The 20,583-nt window shown below is 60.1% G+C and carries 12 protein-coding genes; 10 read left to right on the forward strand and 2 right to left on the reverse strand.

All coding sequences use genetic code 11. From position 1 onward, the window contains the following. Positions 1-22: 22 nt before the first annotated feature. The gene (locus tag AC13QE_RS07910) at positions 23-1,057 is read right to left on the reverse strand and encodes a LacI family transcriptional regulator (RefSeq protein WP_488483258.1); all 1,035 of its coding nucleotides are present in this window, start codon (positions 1,055-1,057) and stop codon (positions 23-25) included. 446 nt (positions 1,058-1,503) lie between these two features. On the opposite strand from AC13QE_RS07910, the gene AC13QE_RS07915 reads away from it, so the two are divergent. From AC13QE_RS07915 to AC13QE_RS07960, 10 genes are all read left to right on the forward strand, one after another. Then, positions 1,504-2,739 carry an ABC transporter substrate-binding protein gene (locus tag AC13QE_RS07915; protein WP_488483259.1) on the forward strand — a complete coding sequence of 412 codons (1,236 nt, stop codon included), beginning with the start codon at positions 1,504-1,506 and terminating at the stop codon, positions 2,737-2,739. Between the two features lie 220 nt (positions 2,740-2,959). Continuing rightward, complete coding sequence (locus AC13QE_RS07920) at positions 2,960-3,865, forward strand: carbohydrate ABC transporter permease (RefSeq protein ID WP_488483260.1); 906 nt, start codon at positions 2,960-2,962, stop codon at positions 3,863-3,865. After that, complete coding sequence (locus AC13QE_RS07925; protein ID WP_015340096.1) at positions 3,858-4,799, forward strand: carbohydrate ABC transporter permease; 942 nt, start codon at positions 3,858-3,860, stop codon at positions 4,797-4,799. Before AC13QE_RS07920 ends, AC13QE_RS07925 begins: the two co-directional genes overlap by 8 nt. Before the next feature lie 3 nt (positions 4,800-4,802). Further along, positions 4,803-5,894 carry an ABC transporter ATP-binding protein gene (locus AC13QE_RS07930; RefSeq protein WP_488483261.1) on the forward strand — a complete coding sequence of 364 codons (1,092 nt, stop codon included), beginning with the start codon at positions 4,803-4,805 and terminating at the stop codon, positions 5,892-5,894. Positions 5,895-5,952: 58 nt separating this feature from the next. Beyond that, positions 5,953-8,418 carry a beta-mannosidase gene (locus tag AC13QE_RS07935; protein ID WP_488483262.1) on the forward strand — a complete coding sequence of 822 codons (2,466 nt, stop codon included), beginning with the start codon at positions 5,953-5,955 and terminating at the stop codon, positions 8,416-8,418. A 105-nt stretch (positions 8,419-8,523) separates the two neighbouring features. Then, on the forward strand, positions 8,524-9,285 hold the full coding sequence (locus AC13QE_RS07940; protein ID WP_488483263.1) for a sugar phosphate isomerase/epimerase family protein: 762 nt from the start codon (positions 8,524-8,526) through the stop codon (positions 9,283-9,285). An 11-nt stretch (positions 9,286-9,296) separates the two neighbouring features. Next, positions 9,297-10,430 carry a Gfo/Idh/MocA family protein gene (locus AC13QE_RS07945; protein WP_132716799.1) on the forward strand — a complete coding sequence of 378 codons (1,134 nt, stop codon included), beginning with the start codon at positions 9,297-9,299 and terminating at the stop codon, positions 10,428-10,430. Positions 10,431-10,500: 70 nt separating this feature from the next. Continuing rightward, complete coding sequence (mgrA, locus tag AC13QE_RS07950) at positions 10,501-11,532, forward strand: L-glyceraldehyde 3-phosphate reductase (protein WP_132716798.1); 1,032 nt, start codon at positions 10,501-10,503, stop codon at positions 11,530-11,532. A 91-nt stretch (positions 11,533-11,623) separates the two neighbouring features. Further along, a complete protein-coding gene (locus AC13QE_RS07955; RefSeq protein WP_488483264.1) occupies positions 11,624-13,234 on the forward strand; it encodes a glycoside hydrolase family 43 protein in 1,611 nt (536 codons plus the stop codon). A 139-nt stretch (positions 13,235-13,373) separates the two neighbouring features. Next, positions 13,374-13,700 carry an RcnB family protein gene (locus AC13QE_RS07960; RefSeq protein ID WP_132716796.1) on the forward strand — a complete coding sequence of 109 codons (327 nt, stop codon included), beginning with the start codon at positions 13,374-13,376 and terminating at the stop codon, positions 13,698-13,700. Positions 13,701-13,839: 139 nt separating this feature from the next. On the opposite strand, the gene AC13QE_RS07965 is transcribed toward AC13QE_RS07960, so the two are convergent. Continuing rightward, positions 13,840-20,535, reverse strand: a complete 6,696-nt coding sequence (locus AC13QE_RS07965) for an apolipoprotein A-IV repeat region-like domain-containing protein (RefSeq protein ID WP_488483265.1) — start codon at positions 20,533-20,535, stop codon at positions 13,840-13,842. Positions 20,536-20,583: the final 48 nt, after the last annotated feature.

Consider the following 20,583-nt stretch of genomic DNA (forward strand, 5'->3'; position numbering starts at 1 on the left):
AACCCTGCAGGCCTTTTCCTTATCAGCCGTTTGACCAGACGGGCGGGCTGATGCTTTGCAGAAGCTCGGGCTCCACGCCGTCGATGCGCGCGATGACCGCCTTGGCGAGCTCCCGGCCGGCATGACGAAAGTCTTCCGACGCCGCAATGATATCGGGCCTGATCCAGCTCAAGACATCGGTCGATTGCTTGGCGACCATGTCGATGTCACGCCCGAGACGAAAACCAGCGGCCTCGATTCCGGCATTGACGGCAATGGCGCCGCCGCTGCTAGAGCAGATGAAACCATCGGGTGCATGTGGAGAGCGCATCAGTACTTCGACCGTGTCCTTGATATCGGCAAGGGTGTTGTCCGTGGTGATCCCGAGCGGGATTTCTTCAGCCCCATATTGACGCAAACCCGCCTGGAAGCCGATGCGGGTATGCGAATAGTAAGTCAGCTTGTTGGAGGGCTGCAGAAGCGCCAAGCGACGCCGTCCTTTGGCGACCAGCGCCTGCACGGCTTCGTGCGTGAAGGCTTCGTTGTCGAAATCATGGAAGGGGTGCACTATGCCCATATCCGTCCGTCCATGCGTGGAAAAAGGCATGCCACGATCATGCATGAGCGCGACGCGCGGATCGTTGGGTTCGGTGCGCGATATGATGACGCCGTCCGCCGAGCCAGTATCCAGGATATAGCGGACCGGAACCAGCGAGTCCTTGCTAAGCGAATGCGGCGTGATGACCAGATGATACTGGGTACCGGCCAGAACCTCGGAAATGCCGAAGACGATCTGGCTGGTAAAGCCCATGATGTCTTCGTGCATGCTCAGGACCAGGGCGATAACATTGGTCTTTCCGGTCCTGAGACGTACGCCGGCGCGATTGGGATGATATCCCAGTTGCCGCGCGACCATGCGCACCCGCTGCTTGGTCTCGGCGCCGATGTCAGGAGCATCTTTCAAGGCGCGAGAGACGGTGGTTATCCCGAGCCCGGTCATAAAGGCGATCGTCTTGAGCGTCGGCCGTTCATGTGTAGACTGCGCTGTGCTGCTGCCGGAAATCTTTTTACTGTCCATATCCTGCAATGCTGCCTCCCGCGACCGACCGCTTATAGTGCCCGCAACAGCGCTGCAAGCATATTTGTGATGTGGTCACTCCTTCCTCGTCTCGAAAATCTGTAACGATACAGTGGAAAAGTCGAGCACTTTTTCTCATGTCGAGAAAACTAATATATGCGACGGTTTAATCCGCATCCTTTTTCCAAAATTTGCAGATGCATGAGAAGGTTTCTGGTGTTCGGTGGATGATGTAAAAAATAGATAAATATAATCAGCAACTTATATTTTCCTGACGCTTGCGAATGGTGGGATGAATGATGGGCATTTTGGCTTATTCGAAAGAAGGTATATAATTTGAGGCGCTATATTTGAGCCTGCTGAAAAATTTTATGAGCGAGCGGTTGCGCGTTGAAAATGATTCGACTAGGTTTTTCCGGCAACGTTTCAGTGAGGGAGGAGAACTCATGAATATTCGTTTGATGGCCGCTGTGCTGGCCGCTTCAGTTGCATTGCCGCTTGGTGCGGCCAAGGCAACTGATCTTGAGGTAACGCATTGGTGGACTTCCGGTGGTGAAGCTGCCGCCGTGGCGGAATTGGCAAAGGCGTTCGACGCGACCGGCAATCATTGGGTCGATGGTGCGATCGCCGGCTCGGGCGGCACTGCTCGTCCGATCATGATCAGCCGCATCACCGGCGGCGATCCCATGGGTGCCACCCAGTTCAACCACGGTCGTCAGGCCGAGGAGCTGGTGCAGGCCGGCCTGATGCGTGATCTGACCGACGTCGCGACGCAAGAGCATTGGAAAGACATCATCCGTCCGTCGAGCCTGCTCGATTCCTGCACGATCAACGGCAAGATCTATTGTGCGCCGGTGAATATTCACTCCTGGCAGTGGCTCTGGCTTTCGAATGCTGCTTTTAAGAAGGCCGGCGTTCCGGTTCCGAAGAATTGGGATGAATTCGTTGCCGCCGCTCCCTCGCTGGAAAAGGCAGGCATCGTTCCGCTCGCTGTCGGTGGCCAGCCATGGCAGGCTGCGGGTGCCTTTGACGTCTTGATGGTCGCCATCGCCGGCAAGGATAACTTCGAGAAAGTGTTTAAGGACAAGGATGCGAAAGTCGCTGCCGGACCGGAGATTGCCAAGGTCTTCAAGGCTGCCGATGACGCCCGCAAGATGTCCAAAGGCTCCAACGTTCAGGATTGGAACCAGGCCACGAACTTGGTCATCACCGGCAAGGCCGGCGGCCAGATCATGGGAGACTGGGCACAGGGTGAGTTCGCCTTGGCAGGCCAGAAGGCCGGCACGGACTATACCTGCCTTCCCGGCCTCGGTGTCAATGAAGTCATTTCCACAGGCGGCGACGCATTCTACTTCCCGCTGCTGAAGGATGAGGCCAAGTCGAAGGCTCAGGATGCGCTCGCGAAGACGCTTCTCGATCCGAAGACCCAGGTTGCCTTCAACCTGAAGAAGGGTTCGCTGCCGGTGCGCGGCGACGTGGACCTCACAGCAGCCAACGACTGCATGAAGAAGGGCCTGGAAATTCTGAAGAAGGGTAACGTGATCCAGGGCACGGACCAGCTTCTTTCTGCCGACAGCCAAAAGCAGAAAGAAGATCTGTTCTCCGAGTTCTTCGCCAATCCTTCAATGACGCCGGAAGCGGCTCAGAAGCGCTTCGTCGAGATCATCGCTGCTGCTGATTGATCTCTATCTTCTCGCTGTAGTGATACCGGCCTCGCGTTGCGGGTCGGTATCACGGCCGGGACACGTCCTGTGATCCGGCTGGCTACGGCGCCCCTTCGGCGGCGGACTCCCAGAGATGTGACGTTCGGCCGTGGATGAGGAGGAAGCGACAGGGACTGAGACCGGGTCATGGCCCAGAGTTCCTGATCGTCGAAGCAATCGCGCGTTAGAAGGAGCTACAATGACGGGTCATGCGAAAGCCGGCCGGCCAAATCAATTTCTGCGCAATCTGAATTCGAAGATTGCATCCATTCCAATGATCCTGACGGCCGTCGTCATCTTTCTCGGCGGCACAATCTGGACAGTGGTTTATTCCTTCACCAATTCAAAGCTGCTGCCACGTCTCAGCTTCGTCGGGCTGGACCAATACCACCGTCTATGGGCGGCGCCGCGCTGGGTCGTGTCCATTGAGAATCTTGCCGTTTACGGCATTTTTTCCATGATCTTCAGTCTCGTCATCGGCTTCGTGCTGGCTGCGCTGATGGACCAGAAGATCCGGTTCGAAAACACCTTCCGCACGATTTTTCTTTATCCCTTCGCTCTCTCCTTCATTGTCACCGGCCTCGTCTGGCAGTGGCTGCTCAACCCCGAATTCGGCATCCAGTCCGTGGTGCGCTCGCTCGGTTGGACGACATTTACTTTCGATCCGCTCTATACCCCGAGCATCGTCATCTACGGTGTGCTGATTGCAGCTCTTTGGCAGGGAACGGGGCTCGTGATGTGCCTGATGCTCGCAGGCCTGCGCGGCATTGACGAAGATATCTGGAAAGCGGCGCGCGTGGATGGGATTCCGATGTGGCGGACCTATCTTTTCATCGTCATCCCGATGATGCGCCCCGTCTTCATCACGACGCTGGTCATCATCGCCAGCGGCATCGTCAAGGTCTACGACCTCGTCGTCGCGCAAACGAGCGGCGGACCCGGTATCTCTTCCGAAGTTCCGGCGAAATACGTCTACGACTACATGTTCCAGGCGCAGAACCTCGGCCAGGGGTTTGCTGCTTCCACCATGATGCTGGTGACTGTCGCAATCATCGTCATCCCCTGGGCTTATCTGGAATTCGGCGGAGGGCGCAAACGTGTCTAATCCTGTTACTCTCAAGAATGTAAACGGCGGTGCTGCCTTGACGGAGAAGACGCTCTCCGGACCGAGTGGCCGCAAGCCGCGCCGGGTGATTTCCGGCCGCAATATCATGCTCTACGGCACGCTTTTCGTCGCCGCGGCCTATTACCTGTTGCCGCTGTATGTGATGATCGTCACGTCGCTGAAGGGAATGCCTGAAATCCGGCTCGGCAACATCTTCTCGCCGCCGCTCGAGATCACTTTCGAACCATGGGTGAAAGCCTGGGCAACGGCTTGTACGGGCCTCAATTGTGACGGCCTTTCCCGCGGTTTCTGGAATTCCGTGCGCATCACTGTGCCGTCGACGATCCTGTCGATCGCGATTGCCTCGGTCAACGGCTATGCGCTTGCCAATTGGCGCTTCAAGGGAGCCGATCTGTTCTTTTCGATCCTGGTAATCGGGGCGTTCATTCCGTATCAGGTGATGATTTATCCGATCGTCATCGTGCTACGCGAAATCGGCATCTACGGTACGCTGACCGGACTTATCCTGGTGCACAGCATCTTCGGCATGCCGATCTTGACGCTGTTGTTCCGGAATTATTTCGCATCGCTGCCGGTGGAGCTTTTCAAGGCCGCGCGTATCGATGGCGCCGGCTTCTGGCAGATTTTCCTGCGCATCATGTTGCCCATGTCGCTGCCGATCTTCGTCGTCGCCATGATCCTGCAGGTCACAGGCATCTGGAACGACTTCCTGTTCGGCGTCGTCTTCACCAGGCCCGAATATTATCCGATGACCGTCCAGCTCAACAATATCGTCAATTCCGTCCAGGGCGTGAAGGAATACAACGTCAACATGGCGGCAACGATCCTCACCGGTCTTGTTCCACTTATCGTCTATTTCGTGTCCGGGCGGCTCTTCGTCCGCGGCATCGCCGCCGGCGCAGTGAAGGGGTGATCCATGAACAGTAGCGTTTCCATCAAAGACCTCTCGCTCGATTTCGGCGCGGTCACCGTTCTGAAGAACCTCAACCTCGAGATCAACGACGGTGAATTCCTAGTGCTTCTCGGTTCGTCGGGCTGTGGCAAATCGACTTTGTTGAATTGCATTGCCGGCCTGCTCGATATCACCGAGGGGCAGATCTTCATCAAGAACAAGAACGTCACTTGGGAGGAGCCAAAGGATCGTGGCATCGGCATGGTGTTCCAGTCCTATGCCCTCTATCCGCAGATGACGGTCGAGAAGAACCTTTCCTTCGGCCTGCGCGTTGCCAAGGTGCCGCAGGACGAGATCAACAAGCGCATCGCGCGGGCTGCCGAGATCCTGCAGATTCAGCCGTTGTTGAAGCGCAAGCCGGCCGAGCTTTCGGGCGGCCAGCGCCAGCGCGTCGCGATCGGCCGCGCCCTGGTGCGCGACGTCGATGTGTTCTTGTTCGACGAGCCGCTTTCGAACCTCGATGCCAAGCTGCGTTCGGAGCTGCGCGTCGAAATCAAGCGGCTGCATCAGTCGCTGAAGAATACCATGATCTACGTGACCCATGACCAGATCGAGGCGCTGACGCTCGCCGATCGCATCGCGATCATGAAGAACGGCGTCATCATGCAGCTCGATGATCCCACGACGATCTACAATGAGCCGCGCAACCTCTTCGTCGCAGGTTTCATCGGTTCGCCGTCGATGAATTTCCTAAAGGGCGAATTGGTAAACCGCGAAGGCAAGGTCGTGTTCGCGACCAATGACGTGCTGTTTTCTCTTGACGGCTACAAGGCCGGCGAGCCTCTGCAGGCCGGCCGCAAGGTAGTGCTGGGCGTCCGTCCCGAGCATATCAAGGTCAATGAAACGGCCGCGTTGGGTGCCGAGATTCACGATGCCACGGTCGATATCGAAGAGCCGATGGGCGCCGATAATCTGCTCTGGCTGAAGCATGCCGGTCACACGATGTCGGTTCGCGTCAACGGCGCGAGGCGCTTTGGGCCCGGTTCGGCCGTAAAGCTTGGCTTCGACATGTCTCTCGCATCGCTCTTCGATGCGCAGACAGAACTCAGAATATGATCCCATGCCCGGAGGCGGCCCGGCCGCCTCCTTCTTTGCAGCGGTCCGAGGAGGTCCGATGTCTTCTTCCATCAATGATAGCCTCACCGTCGATCTGGCCGGATCGTGGAGGCTGACGTCTCCCGACAGTGATCACTCGCTGTCCATATCTCTGCCCGGTGATGTCCATTCCGCGCTCTATGCTGAAGGGCTTATTCCCGATCCTTATTTCGCGCGGAACGAAGAGATCGTGCAGTGGGTCGCCAAGCAGGACTGGGAGCTGACGCGCAGCTTCGTACTCGATGATGCCGGCGGAGACTGGTATCTCGATATCGATTATCTCGACACAGTCGCCAGCGTCTACGTCAACGATGCGTTGGTGCTGGAGGGCAATAACTGTTTTCAGCGTTATCGCCCCGACGTCTCGAAGGTGCTGAAGGCGGGTGAGAACACCATTCGCATCGTCCTGCATTCGAGCATTTCGGCTGGTGCTGCCCTGCAGGCCAAACAGCCTTTCTACATTCCCTACAGCACCGGCAATTCGCCGATCCCGAACGGTAACATGCTGCGCAAGCCGCAATGCCATTTCGGCTGGGATTGGAACATTGCGATCGCGCCGCTTGGCCTCTATGGCACCATCGCGCTGAAGAAGCTCGAAATAGCCCGCATCGAAAATGTCGTCACCCAGCAGATTCATAATGATGACGGCTCGGTCGATCTCAAGGTGACGGTGGCGCTATTTGCCAAGGGAACGGGGATCGCACAGCTTTATTTCTCGCTTGATGACGAGCGGGTACGCCTCGACGTCGGCGTCAACGCCGGCGAGACGTCGATCACCCATTTCTTCCATATCGACAAGCCTAAGCTTTGGTGGCCGGCAGGCAATGGCGAGCAGGCACTCTATGCGTTGTCGGTGGAAACCAATTTTGAAACCGTCACGCGGCAGATCGGCCTGCGCACGGTCGAGTTGATTACCACCGAAGATGAAGCGGGTAGCCGTTTCGCGTTGAAGATCAACGGTCGCGAGATCTTTGCCCGCGGGGCGAACTGGATTCCGGCCGACGCATTGTTTTCTCGCTCTAATCCGGCTGCAACAGAGGATCTGCTGCAATCAGCTGTCGATGCCAATATGAATGCGATCCGTGTATGGGGCGGCGGCTTCTATGAGCATGACTGGTTCTACGACACCTGCGATCGCCTGGGTCTGATGGTGTGGCAGGACTTCATGTTTGCCTGCAATCTCTATCCCTCGACTGGCGACTTCCTGGAAAATGTCGAGGATGAGGTGGGCTATCAGGTGCGCCGGCTTGCGACGCATCCCTCCATCGTTCTCTGGTGCGGCGACAATGAGCTGGTGGGTGCGCTCACCTGGTTCGAGGAGTCCCGCAAAGATCGGGATCGCTATCTCGTCTCCTACGATCGCCTGAACAGAACAATCGAGACGGCGATGAAGAAGGCGCTGCCGGATGCGATCTGGTGGCCGTCGAGCCCGGCTTCGGGCTATCTCAATTTCGGCGACGCCTGGCATGCCGATGGCTCCGGCGACATGCATTACTGGTCGGTCTGGCACGAGAACAAGTCTTTCGACAATTATCGTTCCGTGCGGCCGCGCTTCTGCTCGGAATTCGGCTTCCAGTCCTATACCTCGCTGCCCGTCATCAAGACCTATGCCGAGGCGAAGGATATGAATATCGCCTCTCCGGTCATGGAACTGCACCAGAAGAATGCCGGCGGCAACGAGCGCATTGCCGGCACGATGTTCCGCTATTTCCGCTTTCCCAAGGATTTCCCGAATTTCGTCTATCTGAGCCAGGTCCAGCAGGGCCTCGCCATCAAGACGGCGGTGGAATATTGGCGTTCGCTGAAGCCGCATTGCATGGGCACTATTTACTGGCAGCTCAACGACACCTGGCCTGTCGCTTCGTGGTCCAGCCTGGATTACGGCGGCCGGTGGAAGGTTATGCACTATCTGGTGCGGCGCTTCTTCCAGCCTGTATCCGTTGCGGCAATTCCTTCGGACGATAATAAGACGATCCGCTTCTCTCTGGTCAACGACACCAATGCCGATGTGGTGGTCGATATTTCCGTATCGCTGCTCAAACTTGATGGTGAGCGCGTGCCACTGACGACGGCGCATGCCGTCTGCACGCCGGATGCCGCCGTCACGGCGTTGTCGATCGATGCGGATCAGGTTCCCACCGATTGCCTGCTGGCGTGGCGCTTCACCGCATCGAACGGCATGGGCGGCGAGGGGCATTATGTTCACGGCACCTACAAGGCGCTTGAGCTTCAGCCCGCCGGCCTGACGGTGCTGCGGGAGGAGAAAGAGGAAAACGGGACCGTAGAACTCACCATCACCGCAAGGGGACTTGCGCTGTTCGTGATGATCGAGAGCGAGGCGGAAGGGCGTTACTCCGACAACGCCTTCGATCTTGCCGCCGGCGAAAGCCGCCGCGTCGTGTTCACGCCCACCAAGCCGCTCGCAAGCGGCGTGCCCGAATTCCGCATCTACGATCTGCAATCCAGCCAGTCGGTGGATAGCTAACCGGCGACAGCCGGCTGATGGATTGAGCTATTGCGTCGCTGTGGCGACGCTTTCGGGGCCCCAAGCCCCAAGACGGACGGCCCGAAGGCCATTGGAGGACTATTGATGACGAAACTTGGATTTCAGCTCTACAGCGCCCGCAATTTCCAGCCCTATTCGGAGATCTTCGTAAAGCTCGGTAAGGCCGGCTATGCCGAAGTCGAAGGCTTCGGCGGTATCTATGCCGATCTTGATGAGACCGGCCTCAAGAACCTGCGCGCCGAACTCGACAAGAACGGCCTGCGGATGGCAAGCGGCCATTTCAGCCCGGATTTCCTTGATGGCGAAGTGCAGAAGTCGCTCACCATCGCCAAGACCCTGGGCATGGATTCGATCTATGCGCCCCATATCGGTGCCGATCAACGCCCGAAGGATGCCGCCGGCTGGCTCGCCTTCGGCAAGCGCCTGCATGAAATGAGCAAGCCTTACAAGGATGCAGGCTTCGAATTCGGCTGGCACAACCACGATTTCGAATTCGTTAAGCAGGCTGATGGCTCGCTGCCGATCGAGCAGATCTTCGAAGGCGCTCCGGATATTTCGTGGGAAGCCGATATCGCCTGGGTCATCCGCGGCGGCGGCGATCCCTTCGCCTGGATCGAAAAGCTCGGTCCGCGCATCACGGCCGTTCACGTCAAGGACATTGCGCCGGCTGGCGAGAATAAGAATGAAGACGGCTGGGCCGATGTCGGGCGCGGCACCGTTCCGTGGGCAAAGCTGCTCAAGGCGCTCGCCGGTACCAAGGTCAAGCACTTCGTCGTCGAACATGACAATCCGAGCGACGTCGATCGCCTGATCACGCGCTCCATCGCATCCTTCAAGAGCTTTTGAGGCACTTCCACATGGCTAAGGAACTTGGCGTCGGCATCATCGGATGCGGCAACATTTCAACCACCTATTTCTCGCTCGCACCGCTCTTCAAAGGCCTGAAGGTGCTGGCCTGCGCGGATATCAACATGGAAGCGGCGCGTGCGCGCGCCGAAGAATACAAGGTCAGGGCCCAGACGATCGACGAACTGCTCGCCAATGACGAGCTCGATGTCATCGTCAACCTGACCATCCCGGACGCGCATTTCCCGGTTTCCAAGCGCATCCTCGAAGCCGGCAAGCACGTCTACTCCGAGAAGCCGCTCGTGCTGACGCTGGAGCAGGGTGAGGAGCTCCGTCGCATCGCCAAGGAAAAGGGGCTGGCGGTCGGCTGCGCTCCGGACACCTTCCTCGGTGGTGCACATCAGCTCGCCCGCAAATTCATTGATGACGGCGGTATCGGGCGCGTCACTTCGGGCGCATGCTATGTGATGAGCCCGGGCATGGAAATGTGGCATCCGAATCCGGACTTCTTCTTCCTGCCCGGTGGCGGCCCGATCCTCGACCTCGGCCCGTATTACGTCGCCAACCTCATCAACCTGATCGGGCCGGTGAAGCGCGTGGGTGCGATGACCTCCATGGCATCGCCGACCCGCACCATCACCAGCCAGCCGCGTCATGGCGAGATTATCCCGGTGAAGACCCCGACGACGATCCAGGCGCTGCTGGAATTCGTCAGCGGCGCCCGGATCACGCTGACGGCGAGCTGGGATGTGTGGTCGCATCGCCATGCCAATATGGAGCTCTACGGCACCGAAGGCTCGCTCTACGTGCCCGATCCGAACTTCTTTGGCGGCACCGTCGAGGCGAGCGGCCGCGACAAGGACATCAAGCCGCTGGAAAACTGGGCGCATCCTTTCGGCATCGTCAACCAGGAAAGCCCGAACGGCTCGCGCGCCAACTACCGCACGGCCGGCCTTGCGGACATGGCAGCCTCGCTGATCGACGGACGCGATGCCCGTTGCTCGCTCGACCGCACCCTGCATGGCGTCGATGTCATGACCTCGATCCTGAAATCCGGCGAGGAAGGGCGTTTCATCGATCTCAGCACGACCTGCACACAGCCCGCAGCGCTCGGCATCGAAGAGGCTCAGGCGCTCTTGAAGTAGGCGCAGGAAGAGCTAGTTTGCGCGCGGGTGACCAATCCCGCGCGCTTTTTCATCTCGAAGGAATTCCATCATGGCCTGGCAACCGGCATCCGATCGTTATTCAAAAATGAAATACAACAGGACCGGCCGTTCCGGTCTGAAGCTGCCGGCGGTCTCGCTGGGGCTCTGGCACAATTTCGGCGGCGACACGCCGCATGACCGCAAGGTGGACATGTGCCGCACGGCCTTCGATCTGGGCATCACGCATTTCGACCTCGCCAACAATTACGGGCCGCCTCCCGGCAGCGCCGAGACCGCGTTCGGCGAGATCCTGCGCACCGATTTCGCCGGGCTGCGCGACGAGCTGATCATCTCCTCCAAGGCCGGCTACAATATGTGGCCAGGTCCCTATGGCGAATGGGGCAGCCGCAAATATCTGATCGCCTCCTGCGATCAGAGCCTGAAGCGCATGGGCCTCGACTATGTCGATATCTTCTATTCCCACCGCTTCGATCCGGATACCCCGCTCGAGGAGACCTGCGGCGCGCTCGACCATATCGTCCGCTCGGGCAGGGCACTTTATGTCGGCATTTCCTCCTACAACTCGCAGCGTACGCGTGAGGCTGCCGCCATCCTCAAGGACCTCGGCACGCCATGCTTGATCCATCAGCCGAGCTATTCCATGCTCAACCGCTGGGTCGAGGATGACGGTCTGGTCGATACGCTCGAAGACCTCGGCATCGGATCGATCGTCTTCTCGCCGCTCGCTCAGGGCATGCTCTCGACCAAGTATCTCGGCGGTATTCCGGAAGACAGCCGTGCGGCACAAAACCACTTCCTGAAGCGCGAGTTCATCCGCCCGTCGATCATCGACAACATCAGAAAGCTGAACGAGATCGCCGAAAAGCGCGGCCAGACGCTGGCGCAAATGGCGATCGCCTGGGTTCTGCGCGGCGGCCGCATCACGTCGGCTCTGATCGGCGCCAGCCGTTCGTCGCAGATCGTCGATTGCGTCAAGGCGCTCGATAATCTCGACTTCACGGCCGAAGAGCTGAAGCAGATCGATGTCTATGCCAAGGAGGCTGATATCAATCTCTGGGCCAAGTCGGCGGAACGCGACTGATCATCATAAGACGTCCGGGATCTGGTTCCGGGCGTCTCATTTGTATGACCGCACATCGCCGCATGTCGTGGTTTCTGGAGGAGAGAGTTTCATGATCCGCAATCCGATCCTGCCGGGCTTCAATCCCGATCCATCCATCTGCCGCGTGGGCGAGGACTACTATATCGCCACCTCGACATTCGAATGGTATCCGGGCGTACAGATCCATCATTCGCGCGACCTCGTGAACTGGACGCTCGTGAGACGGCCGCTGGAGCGGGCTTCGCAGCTCGACATGCGCGGCGAGCCAGACAGCTGCGGCATCTGGGCGCCTTGCCTCTCCTATGCGGATGGGCTGTTCTGGCTCGTCTATACCGACGTCAAGCGCTATGATGGCAACTTCAAGGACGCCCATAACTACATCGTGACCTCGCCAACCATCGAAGGCGAATGGTCCGAGCCGGCCTATGTCAATTCCTCCGGTTTCGATCCATCCCTGTTCCACGACGATGACGGCCGCAAGTGGTTCGTCAACATGCAATGGAACCATCGCACCGAGAGCTATGGCGGCTCGCCGAAAACGCCGGCTTTCGACGGTATCCTGCTGCAGGAATGGGATCCGGCGACGAAATCGTTGAAGGGGCCGATCAGGAACATCTTTGCCGGCACCGAGCTGGGGCTGGTCGAAGGGCCGCATCTCTTCAAGCGGAACGGTTGGTACTATCTGACCACGGCTGAAGGCGGCACCGGCTACGATCATGCCGTCACCATGGCTCGATCCCGCGACATTGCCGGGCCATACGAACTACATCCGAACAAGCATCTGATCACTTCGAAGGATCATCCGGAGGCGGCGCTGCAGCGTGCGGGCCATGGCCAGTATGTCGAGACCCATGATGGCAAGTTCTACCATACGCATCTTTGTGGGCGGCCTTTGCCTCCGCATCGTCGCTGTACGCTCGGTCGGGAAACGGCCCTGCAGAAATGTGTTTGGAAAGAGGATGGCTGGCTCTATCTCGAAAACGGCACCAGCGTTCCCGATGTCAATGTCGTCGGCTTGAACGGTGCCGTGCCGGTCGAGAAGGCGCGCCGTAGCGGTTACAATTTCGACGAGGGCAGGCTGCCGACGGATTTCCAATGGCTGCGCACGCCGCAACCGGAACGCATCTTCAGCCTGACGGAGCGGCCCGGCCATTTGCGGCTTATCGCCCGCGAGAGCATCGGTTCCTGGTTCGAGCAATCGCTCGTTGCCCGCCGTCAGGAGCATCACAGTTTCCGGGCTGAAACGGTCGTCGATTTCGAACCCGACACCTATCAGCAGGTTGCGGGCCTGACGCACTATTACAATCGCTTCAAGCTGCATGCCATCGCCGTGACCTTGCATGAAAAGCTCGGCCGCTGCGTCACTATCATGACCTGCCCCGGCGATTATCCGAATGGCCGCTTGAGCTTTCCGATCGAGGGCGGCGTCGCCGCGCAGGAAGGGCGGATACAGCTTGCCATGGAGGTGCGGAACAACGACCTGCAGTTCTTCTGGCAAGCTGAAGGCATGGGCGCATGGCAGGCGATCGGGCCAGTACTCGATGCCGGCGTCATCTCGGATGAGGGCGGGCGCGGCGAGCACGGTTCCTTCACCGGAGCCTTAGTGGGCATGTTTGCCTTCGACCTCTCAGGCCGGGCAAAGACAGCGGATTTCGACTGGTTCAACTACGATGAACTGTGAGGGGTGATGACTTCCGGCAGCGCGCTGTAAAGCCTGCCGCTGTTCTCACTCTATTACGGAATTGTAATTCGACTGTCAGATGCGTTTCATGTCTGTCACGGTAAGTTCGCGTGCAGATTCTGAAATGAGGAAACAACCAATGAGAAAAATCTTCACTGTCCTTCTTGCTGCATCCGTCCTCGGTATGCCGCTGGCTGCGACAGCGCAGGTCAAGCCGGCTCCCGCCGGCAAGCAGGCCGTTGTTCAAAAGGAGGCGGTGAAGAAGAAGGTCGTTATCCGCAAGGGCGGATGGGTCAAGGGGCGTCGCCTGTCTGCCTCCGACCGCCGCCGCGCCACGGAAATCGACTATCGCGCCTTTCAGCTATCGACGCCTCCGCGCGGCTATCACTGGGTTCGCCTCAAGAACAATTTCCTTCTCGTCGGCATTACCAGCGGTTTGATTTCGAAGGTGCATGAAGCCAGGTAGGCCGGATGGAGCTACCACCAAGCAAACCAAGGGCGGCCGAGAGCCGCCCTTTTCGTGCCCAAAACTTATGGAGCAGTTTGAATCAAAAATCCCCGGCATCTCTGCCGGGGATCGAGCGTTCGTCTCTTATCTATCAATCTCAGCTCAGGCGGCCGGCTGCGTGGGCCAGCATCGTGTAGACCTTGCCGGTGTCCGAGGTGAGATAGGACTGTGTGACGGTGCGATCGCGATCGGTACGGGCGACATCGGCGAGCAGCTTTTCGAAGTCGGCGATGTAGCGATCGACTGCGGTGCGGAATTCCGGCTCGCGGTCGTACTTGCGCTTGATCTCGTCGAAAGTCTGCTGACCCTTGAGCGTATAGAGCCGGCGGGTGAACACATCGCGTTCGCCGCGCTGGTAACGGCGCCAGAGATCGACCGAGGCGTCATGATCGATGGCGCGGGCGATATCGACCGAAAGCGAGTTCAGCGACTCTACGACATGGCGCGGGTTGCGTGCGGCGGGAGCAGGAGCCTGTTCCGGAGGCGCCTTCGGCGCTGGTTGGCGGGCCGGCTGCAGACCGGCATTTTCATCGCGCGACGCGCCACGCAGCAGATCGCTGATCCAGCCGCCACCGGCCGCTTCCTGGCGAGCAGGAGCTGCTGTTTCCGCTGGACGCTGCGGCTGTGCTGCCGGTCGCTCGGCAGGGAGTGATCCACGCAAGCCGAGCGCCTCGATCGAAGGCTGCTGCGGCTGCGGTGCCGGGCGCTGTACGGGCTGCTGGGCGACCGGGGGCTGTGGCGCCGGTTGCTGCGGGGTCGATTGTTGTGGCGGCGGAGCTGCAGCTGCCGGGGCAGGTGCAGCGGGTTGCGGCCGTGGAGCAGGCTGTGCTTCGGCCAGCGCGCGCGCGGTCGGCTCCGAAATCTCCAGCTGCTGCGTTGAGCGGCCGACAATCTGCGAGATGTCCTGCAGGGCCTTGATCTGTTCGGCAACGGCGCGACGCATGGCTGCAGCGCTCTCCTTCGCTTCTTCCGGAAGATCGAAGGCACCGCGCTTCAGTTCGTTGCGGGTGAGGTCAAGCTCGCGGCGGATATCGCCGGCGGAGCGGCGGATCTCATCCGTCGCACCGGCGAAGCGGCCGATCGCGTCATCGACGGCAACGCGCAGGGTTTCACGCAGCTGCTGGGCAGCCGTATCCGAGGTCTTGCCGGCGTCGGCGAGCATCTGCTCGACCTCGGACAGCGAGGCCGTGAGGCCGCCGCGCAGTCGATTGGTGAGATCGCTGGAGCGGCGCTCGGCGTTGGCGAATGTGTTCTCGACAGCCTGGTTGGCTTCTTCGCCGGCCTTCTGCAATGCGGTGCGCATGTTTTCCGCAGCATCTTCGGCGCGCTTCTCGGCGTCGGAGAGAACGCGGCCGATATCGCCGAAGGAGGACTGTACGCTCTGGCGGAGATTGCCGGTCACCTGGTTCGAACGCTGTTCCGCCCGGTCGAAGGCCGTTTCCACCATCGAGCCGAGGGCACGCATGGTGTTCTCGATCTCTTCCGAGCGCTGAACGAGACCGACGGCCAGGTTCTGCAGTGCCGTTTCGCGCTCTTCCAGCGTCGATACGAGGTTCGACTGGGCAGCGCCAAGGAGCTGGGATGCTTGCGTCAGCACCTTGGAGTGATCGTCGAAACGACCGACGATGCTGCCGACCTGCGACAAGGTCTGGCCGGTAATCTCAGACAGCTTGTCGACCTTGCCTTCGAGAAGACGGCTGGAGGCCGAGACCATCTCGCCGGCCTTCGCGGCGGATTCGGCGAAGCGTGACGAGGTTGCCATGAGGCGGTCGTCGACGTTTGCGAATTCGCTTGCGGCATTGGACAGCAGTCCGGCGATCGCCGAGTTGTTGTCGGCCAGGCGGGCGATGATGCCGTTGACGCTCGCAAGCAGGTTGTTTTCGAGTGCGCTGACCGTGTTGACGGCGTGCTCAGTGCGCGACGAGATCGCGTTGATCAGCGCGGCATTTTCAGCGCGCAGGCGTTCCGTGCTTTCCTGAGCCGCCGCCGTGATGAGAGCGGCCGCCTCCTGACCCGTTGCCGCGTAGCGATCGACGATCGGGCGAGCCTTTTCGTCGATGAGGCGTGAAAGTTCGGTGGAGCGCCCAGCCAGCATCGAATTCAGCTCGCGCGTGCGCTCGTCGAGCGAGGTGCGGATGGAGGAGCTACGGGCTTCCAAGGCCTTGTCGACATCGGCGAGCGTGGTGTCAATTTCGCGGGCGCGTTCCTCCAGAGAGCTGCGGATCGCCGTGCTGCGCTCGTCGAGCGCACGCTCGACCTGCGCCATGGTGGAGGCGATTTGCTCGCTGCCGCCGGTAAGCGTGTTGCGGATGGCCGCGCCACGGGCTTCCAGCGACTGTTCGGCCGAAGAGAGCGCCTGCGAGATCGTATTGACCTGGTTGCTGACGAGGCCTTCGGCTTCGGCAACCTTGTTGACGATCGCGTTGCCTGCTTCCGAGAAGGTCTGGGCGACGGCCGCAGCCTGGCTTGCCAGCCGGTTCTGCGTTTCCGAGACGCGGTTGACGAGCTCGTCGGAGCGCTCGCTCATGGCACGCGTAAAGGCATCGCTATGGCTGCCGAGGTTCTCGGCGAATTGTTGGCCGGTATTGGCGAGCAATTCGGCCGTGCGGGTTGCTTCCGTGTCCATGCCCTGCGCGGCGTCGGCAACGGCCGTGCGCAGCGTCGTTGCAAGATTGGCGGCCTTGCCTTCGATCGTGCGGTTGACCGCTTCGAGGCCGAGATTGAGAGCGCGATCCATGGTCGAAAGGCGCTCTTCGATGCGAGCAGCTGCCTGGCTGCCGCTGTCGTCGATCTTTGCCGCGCCACTCGCCAGCGTGTCGGAGAGGCGGTTGCCGGCGACATCGACCTGGGCGGCAACGCCGGTGACACCTTCGTTGATGCGATTTTCGAGCGCCGAAAGGCTCGCTTCGACGCGCGAACCGGTCTCGGCAAAGCGGTTCGTCATGCCGTCGATCGACTGGTTGAGGTTGGATGAGAAGGTTTCGGCTGAGCGTGCGATGTCGCCGGCGGCCTGCTGGATACGGCCGGCAATGTCGCCCGCACCACTGTTCAGGCGCTCTTCCAGCGTCCTCGCGCTGGCGTCAATGGTCTGGCGCAGCGAAGCCTCACGGTCCTCGAGCGACATTTCCAGCATGCTGGCGCTGGTGGCAATCGAGGTGCCGATGGCGGTCGTCTGTTCCATCAGCGTGTTGTCGATCTGCGCGTGGGCATCGCGCAGGGCAAGGTTGATCGCATTGCTGCGGTCTTCCAGCGTGGAACGCATACGCTCGTAGGCCGAGGCGAGGTTCTGATCCATCTGCGACAGACCGGCGCCGAGCGTATTCTCCAGCTGGCGGGTCGTCGTGCCGAGAACGGTTTCGACGCGATCGCTGTTGGCGCCGAGCATTTCGGAGAGGGTGTCCGTATGGGCGGTGAGCGAGCGGTCGAGGCGTTCCTGGTTTTCGCTATAGGCAGCACGGATGGCTTCCGCCTTGTCGCCAAAGGCTCCGGCAACGCGGGACTCTGCACCGGAGACGCTGTCGAGAAGCGCGTTGGCGCGTTCCTCCAGGGCGCTTTCGAAACGGTTCTGGTTTTCTGCAAGCGAAATTGCGAAGGCCATGCTCTTGTCGTCGAGCGTGTTGGTCAATGCCTCATGGCCGCTGGTGACGGTATGGGCAATAGCCTTGGCGCTGTGGGAAAGAGTGTCTTCCAGCTTCGCATGGCCTTCCGAAAGAGCAACGGCGAGCGCCATAGTCCGGTCGTCTAGGCTGTTGACGATTTTGTCGTGAGTGCCGGCGACGGTTTCGGAGAGGGCGTCAAGACGGCTGGATACTGCATCCTCCAGGCGTGACTGGGTGTCCGAAAGCGAAATGGCGAGGGCCATCGCCTTGTCGTCCAGTGCATCGGCCAGCGCACTGTGGTTGCTGGTGAACGCGTTCGTGATCGCCTCGGCGCGATTGGCAAGCGTCGCTTCGAGACGCGACTGGCCAGAGGTCAGCGCATCGGAAAGCGCCCGTGTCTTGCCATCCAGCGTGTCGGCAACGCGATCGGCATGGCCGGAGACGGTATCCTCCAGGCGGGCTTGGGCTTCCGACAATGCGATGGCGAGTGCCATCGCTCTGTCGTCCAGCGCTTCGGCCAAGGCATTATGATTGCCCGCAAATGCCTTGATGATGGCCTCGGCGCGGTTTGCGAGGGTTTCGTCAAGACGAGCCTGTCCGGAGGTCAGCGCAGCGGCGAGGGCGCTGGCCTTGCCTTCGAACGTGTCAGCGACGCGGTCTGCGTGACCGGAGACGGTTTCCTCCAGCCGGGCCTGGCTCTCTGAAAGTGCGATGGCGAGCGCCATCGTCCTATCGTCGAGAGCATTGGTGACGCTTTCGGCGTGACCCGAGACGGTGCTTTCGAGGCGAGCCTGTCCCTCGGCAAGTGCGCGCGCCAGCTCATTGGTCTTGGAATCTAGCGTGCCGGCAACACGTTCCGCATGACCGGAAACCGTGTCTTCCAGGCGGGATTGGCTTTCGGAAAGCGCGATAGCAAGTGCCATCGTCTTGTCGTCGAGCGTGTCGGCCAGCTTGCTATGAGTATCGGCCATGACGCCGGTTATCGCGTCGGCGCGGCTCGCAAGCGTGTTTTCGAGGCGCAGCTGGCTTTCGGCCAGCGAAATGGCCAGCATCGAGGTACGCTCGTCCAGGGCGGCGGTCAGATGTTCGTGAGAACCGCTGACGGCGCTGGCAATCGCTTCCGAACGCTCGGCAAGCGTCTGCTCGAAACGGGACTGGTTATCGGCCAGCGCGCCGAACAAGGCGTTGCTGCGGGCGGCCATGACGGCATCGACCCGCTCATGGGCAGAGCTCAAAGCCTGCGTGATTTCGTTGGTGCGAGCAGAGAGGGTGTTGTTGATGTCGTTGGCACGGCCGGTGAAGGCCGAGGTGAGTTCTTCCGTGCCGCTTTGCAGCGCGGCGGAGACATCGCGCGTGACACCCTGCACGGCGGATGTGAACGCACCGGCATGCGAGGTGAGGGTGGTGTTGAGTTCGCTCGTGCCCGAGGTCAGGGCGGAAGAAATGCCTGTCGTGGCGTTTTGCAGCGCGGAGGTGATCTCGTTCGCCTTGGAGCCGATCGCGCTTTCCAATACTTCCTGGCCGGTTGCCAGCGTCGTTGCGAGAGCGAAGGACTGGTCGGTGAGATGCGAACCCAGGCGCTCGATGCTGGAGGTCAGGATGCCTTCCAGCGCATCCGAATTGCTGCCGAGCGACTGATTGATGCGGGCAAGGCTTTCCGAGAGCTTGGTGTCCAGGGAGCCGGCACGCTTGTCGAAGGCGGAGGTGAATTCCGACACGCGGTCATCGAAGGTCGTCGAAAGCTGCGCGATCGTCGACTGGAAGCGCTCTTCGAAGAAGCCGGAGCGCAGGTCGAGATCCATGATGGTGTCATCGGCTGTCGACTGCAGGCTTTGACGGAAGCTCGCGCCTTTTTCGTCGAGTGCCGTGTTGAGGCGGGACAGAACATTGTCCAGGGTGCCCGTGATAGACCGCTCGCCGCCGCTGAGGCTTTCGCTGATCTCCTTCGTGCGGGCAACCAGTGTTTCATTGAGCTGGCGTGCACGTTCGTTCAATGCGGAATTCAGCTTTTCGGTGTTTGCATCGAGCGTCGAGGCGCGCGTTTCGAACTGGCCAAGCAGGTCCTTGCCGCGGTCGGCAAGAGTCGACGACAGAGATTCAAGGCGGGTATCGAATTCATGGCTGAGAGCGAGGCCTGAAGCGTTGAGGTTCTGCAGCAGGCTGTCGGTCTTGGCGGAAAGCAGGGTGCCGAGGGCCTGGACCGCGGAATCCGACTTCTCCATCAGGGCGGCTGCTCGCGTATCGATCATCGATGCGAAAGCTTCGCCAGAAGTAGAGAGCCGCACGGCGATTTCTTCGGTCGCCAGCGACAGGTCTTCCTTGATCTGATCGTGCACGCCTGAGATCGACGAGCGGATACGCTCGGCGTGATTGACGATGGCATCACGTTCTGCGCCGAGTTCGTGCACGAGGCCGCGCACGCGCAATTCGTTGTCGGCGTAGCTGCGTTCCAGTGCGTTGACCTCGGAATGGACGAGGGTTTCGAGTTCCGTCGCGCGTGCAATGGTGCGCTCGATGCCTTCGTTCATCGCCGAGACTTCACGGCGAACGGCCTGACCGACCGTCATGATGCGCTCGGAAGCGATGGTTTCCGGCTCGACGAGACGCAGGGCGACTTCCGCCATGGAGCGCGCTGCATTGCGCATGTCGTGCGCACGCGAGATCATCATGCCGAAAGCATAGAAGAGCAGCACCGGAACGATAATGCCGACGATGCAGGCGATGACGCCCGGAAGGGCGGCAAGATCCGCGATGGAATGAATGTTCCGGATCTGGGTGCCATAGAGCATGAACGCGAGGCCGGCGCCGCCGATGATCCAGAGCAGCGAGAAGATCGTGGCGTTTCTAACCGCACGGCTCTGCGAGGCTCCGTCGAGCGCTCTCAATATGCTTGCGGAACTTGCCCTGTTGCCGTCATTGGCAGCAGCGAGGTTCGGATTCTTCGGTGCCTCGGCAGGGCGGGGCGGAGTGGCAGGGGCTGCGGTGCTGCGCGCGCCGCCATTCTTGCGGGCGGCATCATCCCTGGTCTGCTTTATCGGCTGTTTCGGCGGCTCAGACACATTTTGCTCCGGGATATCGGGCGTAGTTCCGCTGCGAGACTCCAAGCTCTCGTCACTGAAATCGATCTGCAAAGCTTCGTCCAATGCCTGAAAGGCCTTGTCCTCGACCGACTCGATGTACTTTTTGTTCGCCATGCGGTTACGCCTCGTTACAACTCACTCGGGCTTGCCGTGCCTTTTCCG

Source organism: Martinezella sp. CNPSo 3957, from assembly GCF_057784395.1.

Excerpts from the sequence above, each read along its gene's own strand:
- AC13QE_RS07930 (WP_488483261.1), top strand. The coding sequence starts at position 4,803 with ATGAACAGTAGCGTTTCCATCAAAGACCTCTCGCTCGATTTCGGCGCG.
- AC13QE_RS07965 (WP_488483265.1), bottom strand. The coding sequence starts at position 20,535 with ATGGCGAACAAAAAGTACATCGAGTCGGTCGAGGACAAGGCCTTTCAG.
- AC13QE_RS07960 (WP_132716796.1), top strand. The coding sequence starts at position 13,374 with ATGAGAAAAATCTTCACTGTCCTTCTTGCTGCATCCGTCCTCGGTATG.
- AC13QE_RS07910 (WP_488483258.1), bottom strand. The coding sequence starts at position 1,057 with ATGGACAGTAAAAAGATTTCCGGCAGCAGCACAGCGCAGTCTACACAT.
- AC13QE_RS07940 (WP_488483263.1), top strand. The coding sequence starts at position 8,524 with ATGACGAAACTTGGATTTCAGCTCTACAGCGCCCGCAATTTCCAGCCC.
- AC13QE_RS07955 (WP_488483264.1), top strand. The coding sequence starts at position 11,624 with ATGATCCGCAATCCGATCCTGCCGGGCTTCAATCCCGATCCATCCATC.
- AC13QE_RS07920 (WP_488483260.1), top strand. The coding sequence starts at position 2,960 with ATGACGGGTCATGCGAAAGCCGGCCGGCCAAATCAATTTCTGCGCAAT.
- AC13QE_RS07945 (WP_132716799.1), top strand. The coding sequence starts at position 9,297 with ATGGCTAAGGAACTTGGCGTCGGCATCATCGGATGCGGCAACATTTCA.
- AC13QE_RS07935 (WP_488483262.1), top strand. The coding sequence starts at position 5,953 with ATGTCTTCTTCCATCAATGATAGCCTCACCGTCGATCTGGCCGGATCG.
- mgrA (WP_132716798.1), top strand. The coding sequence starts at position 10,501 with ATGGCCTGGCAACCGGCATCCGATCGTTATTCAAAAATGAAATACAAC.
- AC13QE_RS07915 (WP_488483259.1), top strand. The coding sequence starts at position 1,504 with ATGAATATTCGTTTGATGGCCGCTGTGCTGGCCGCTTCAGTTGCATTG.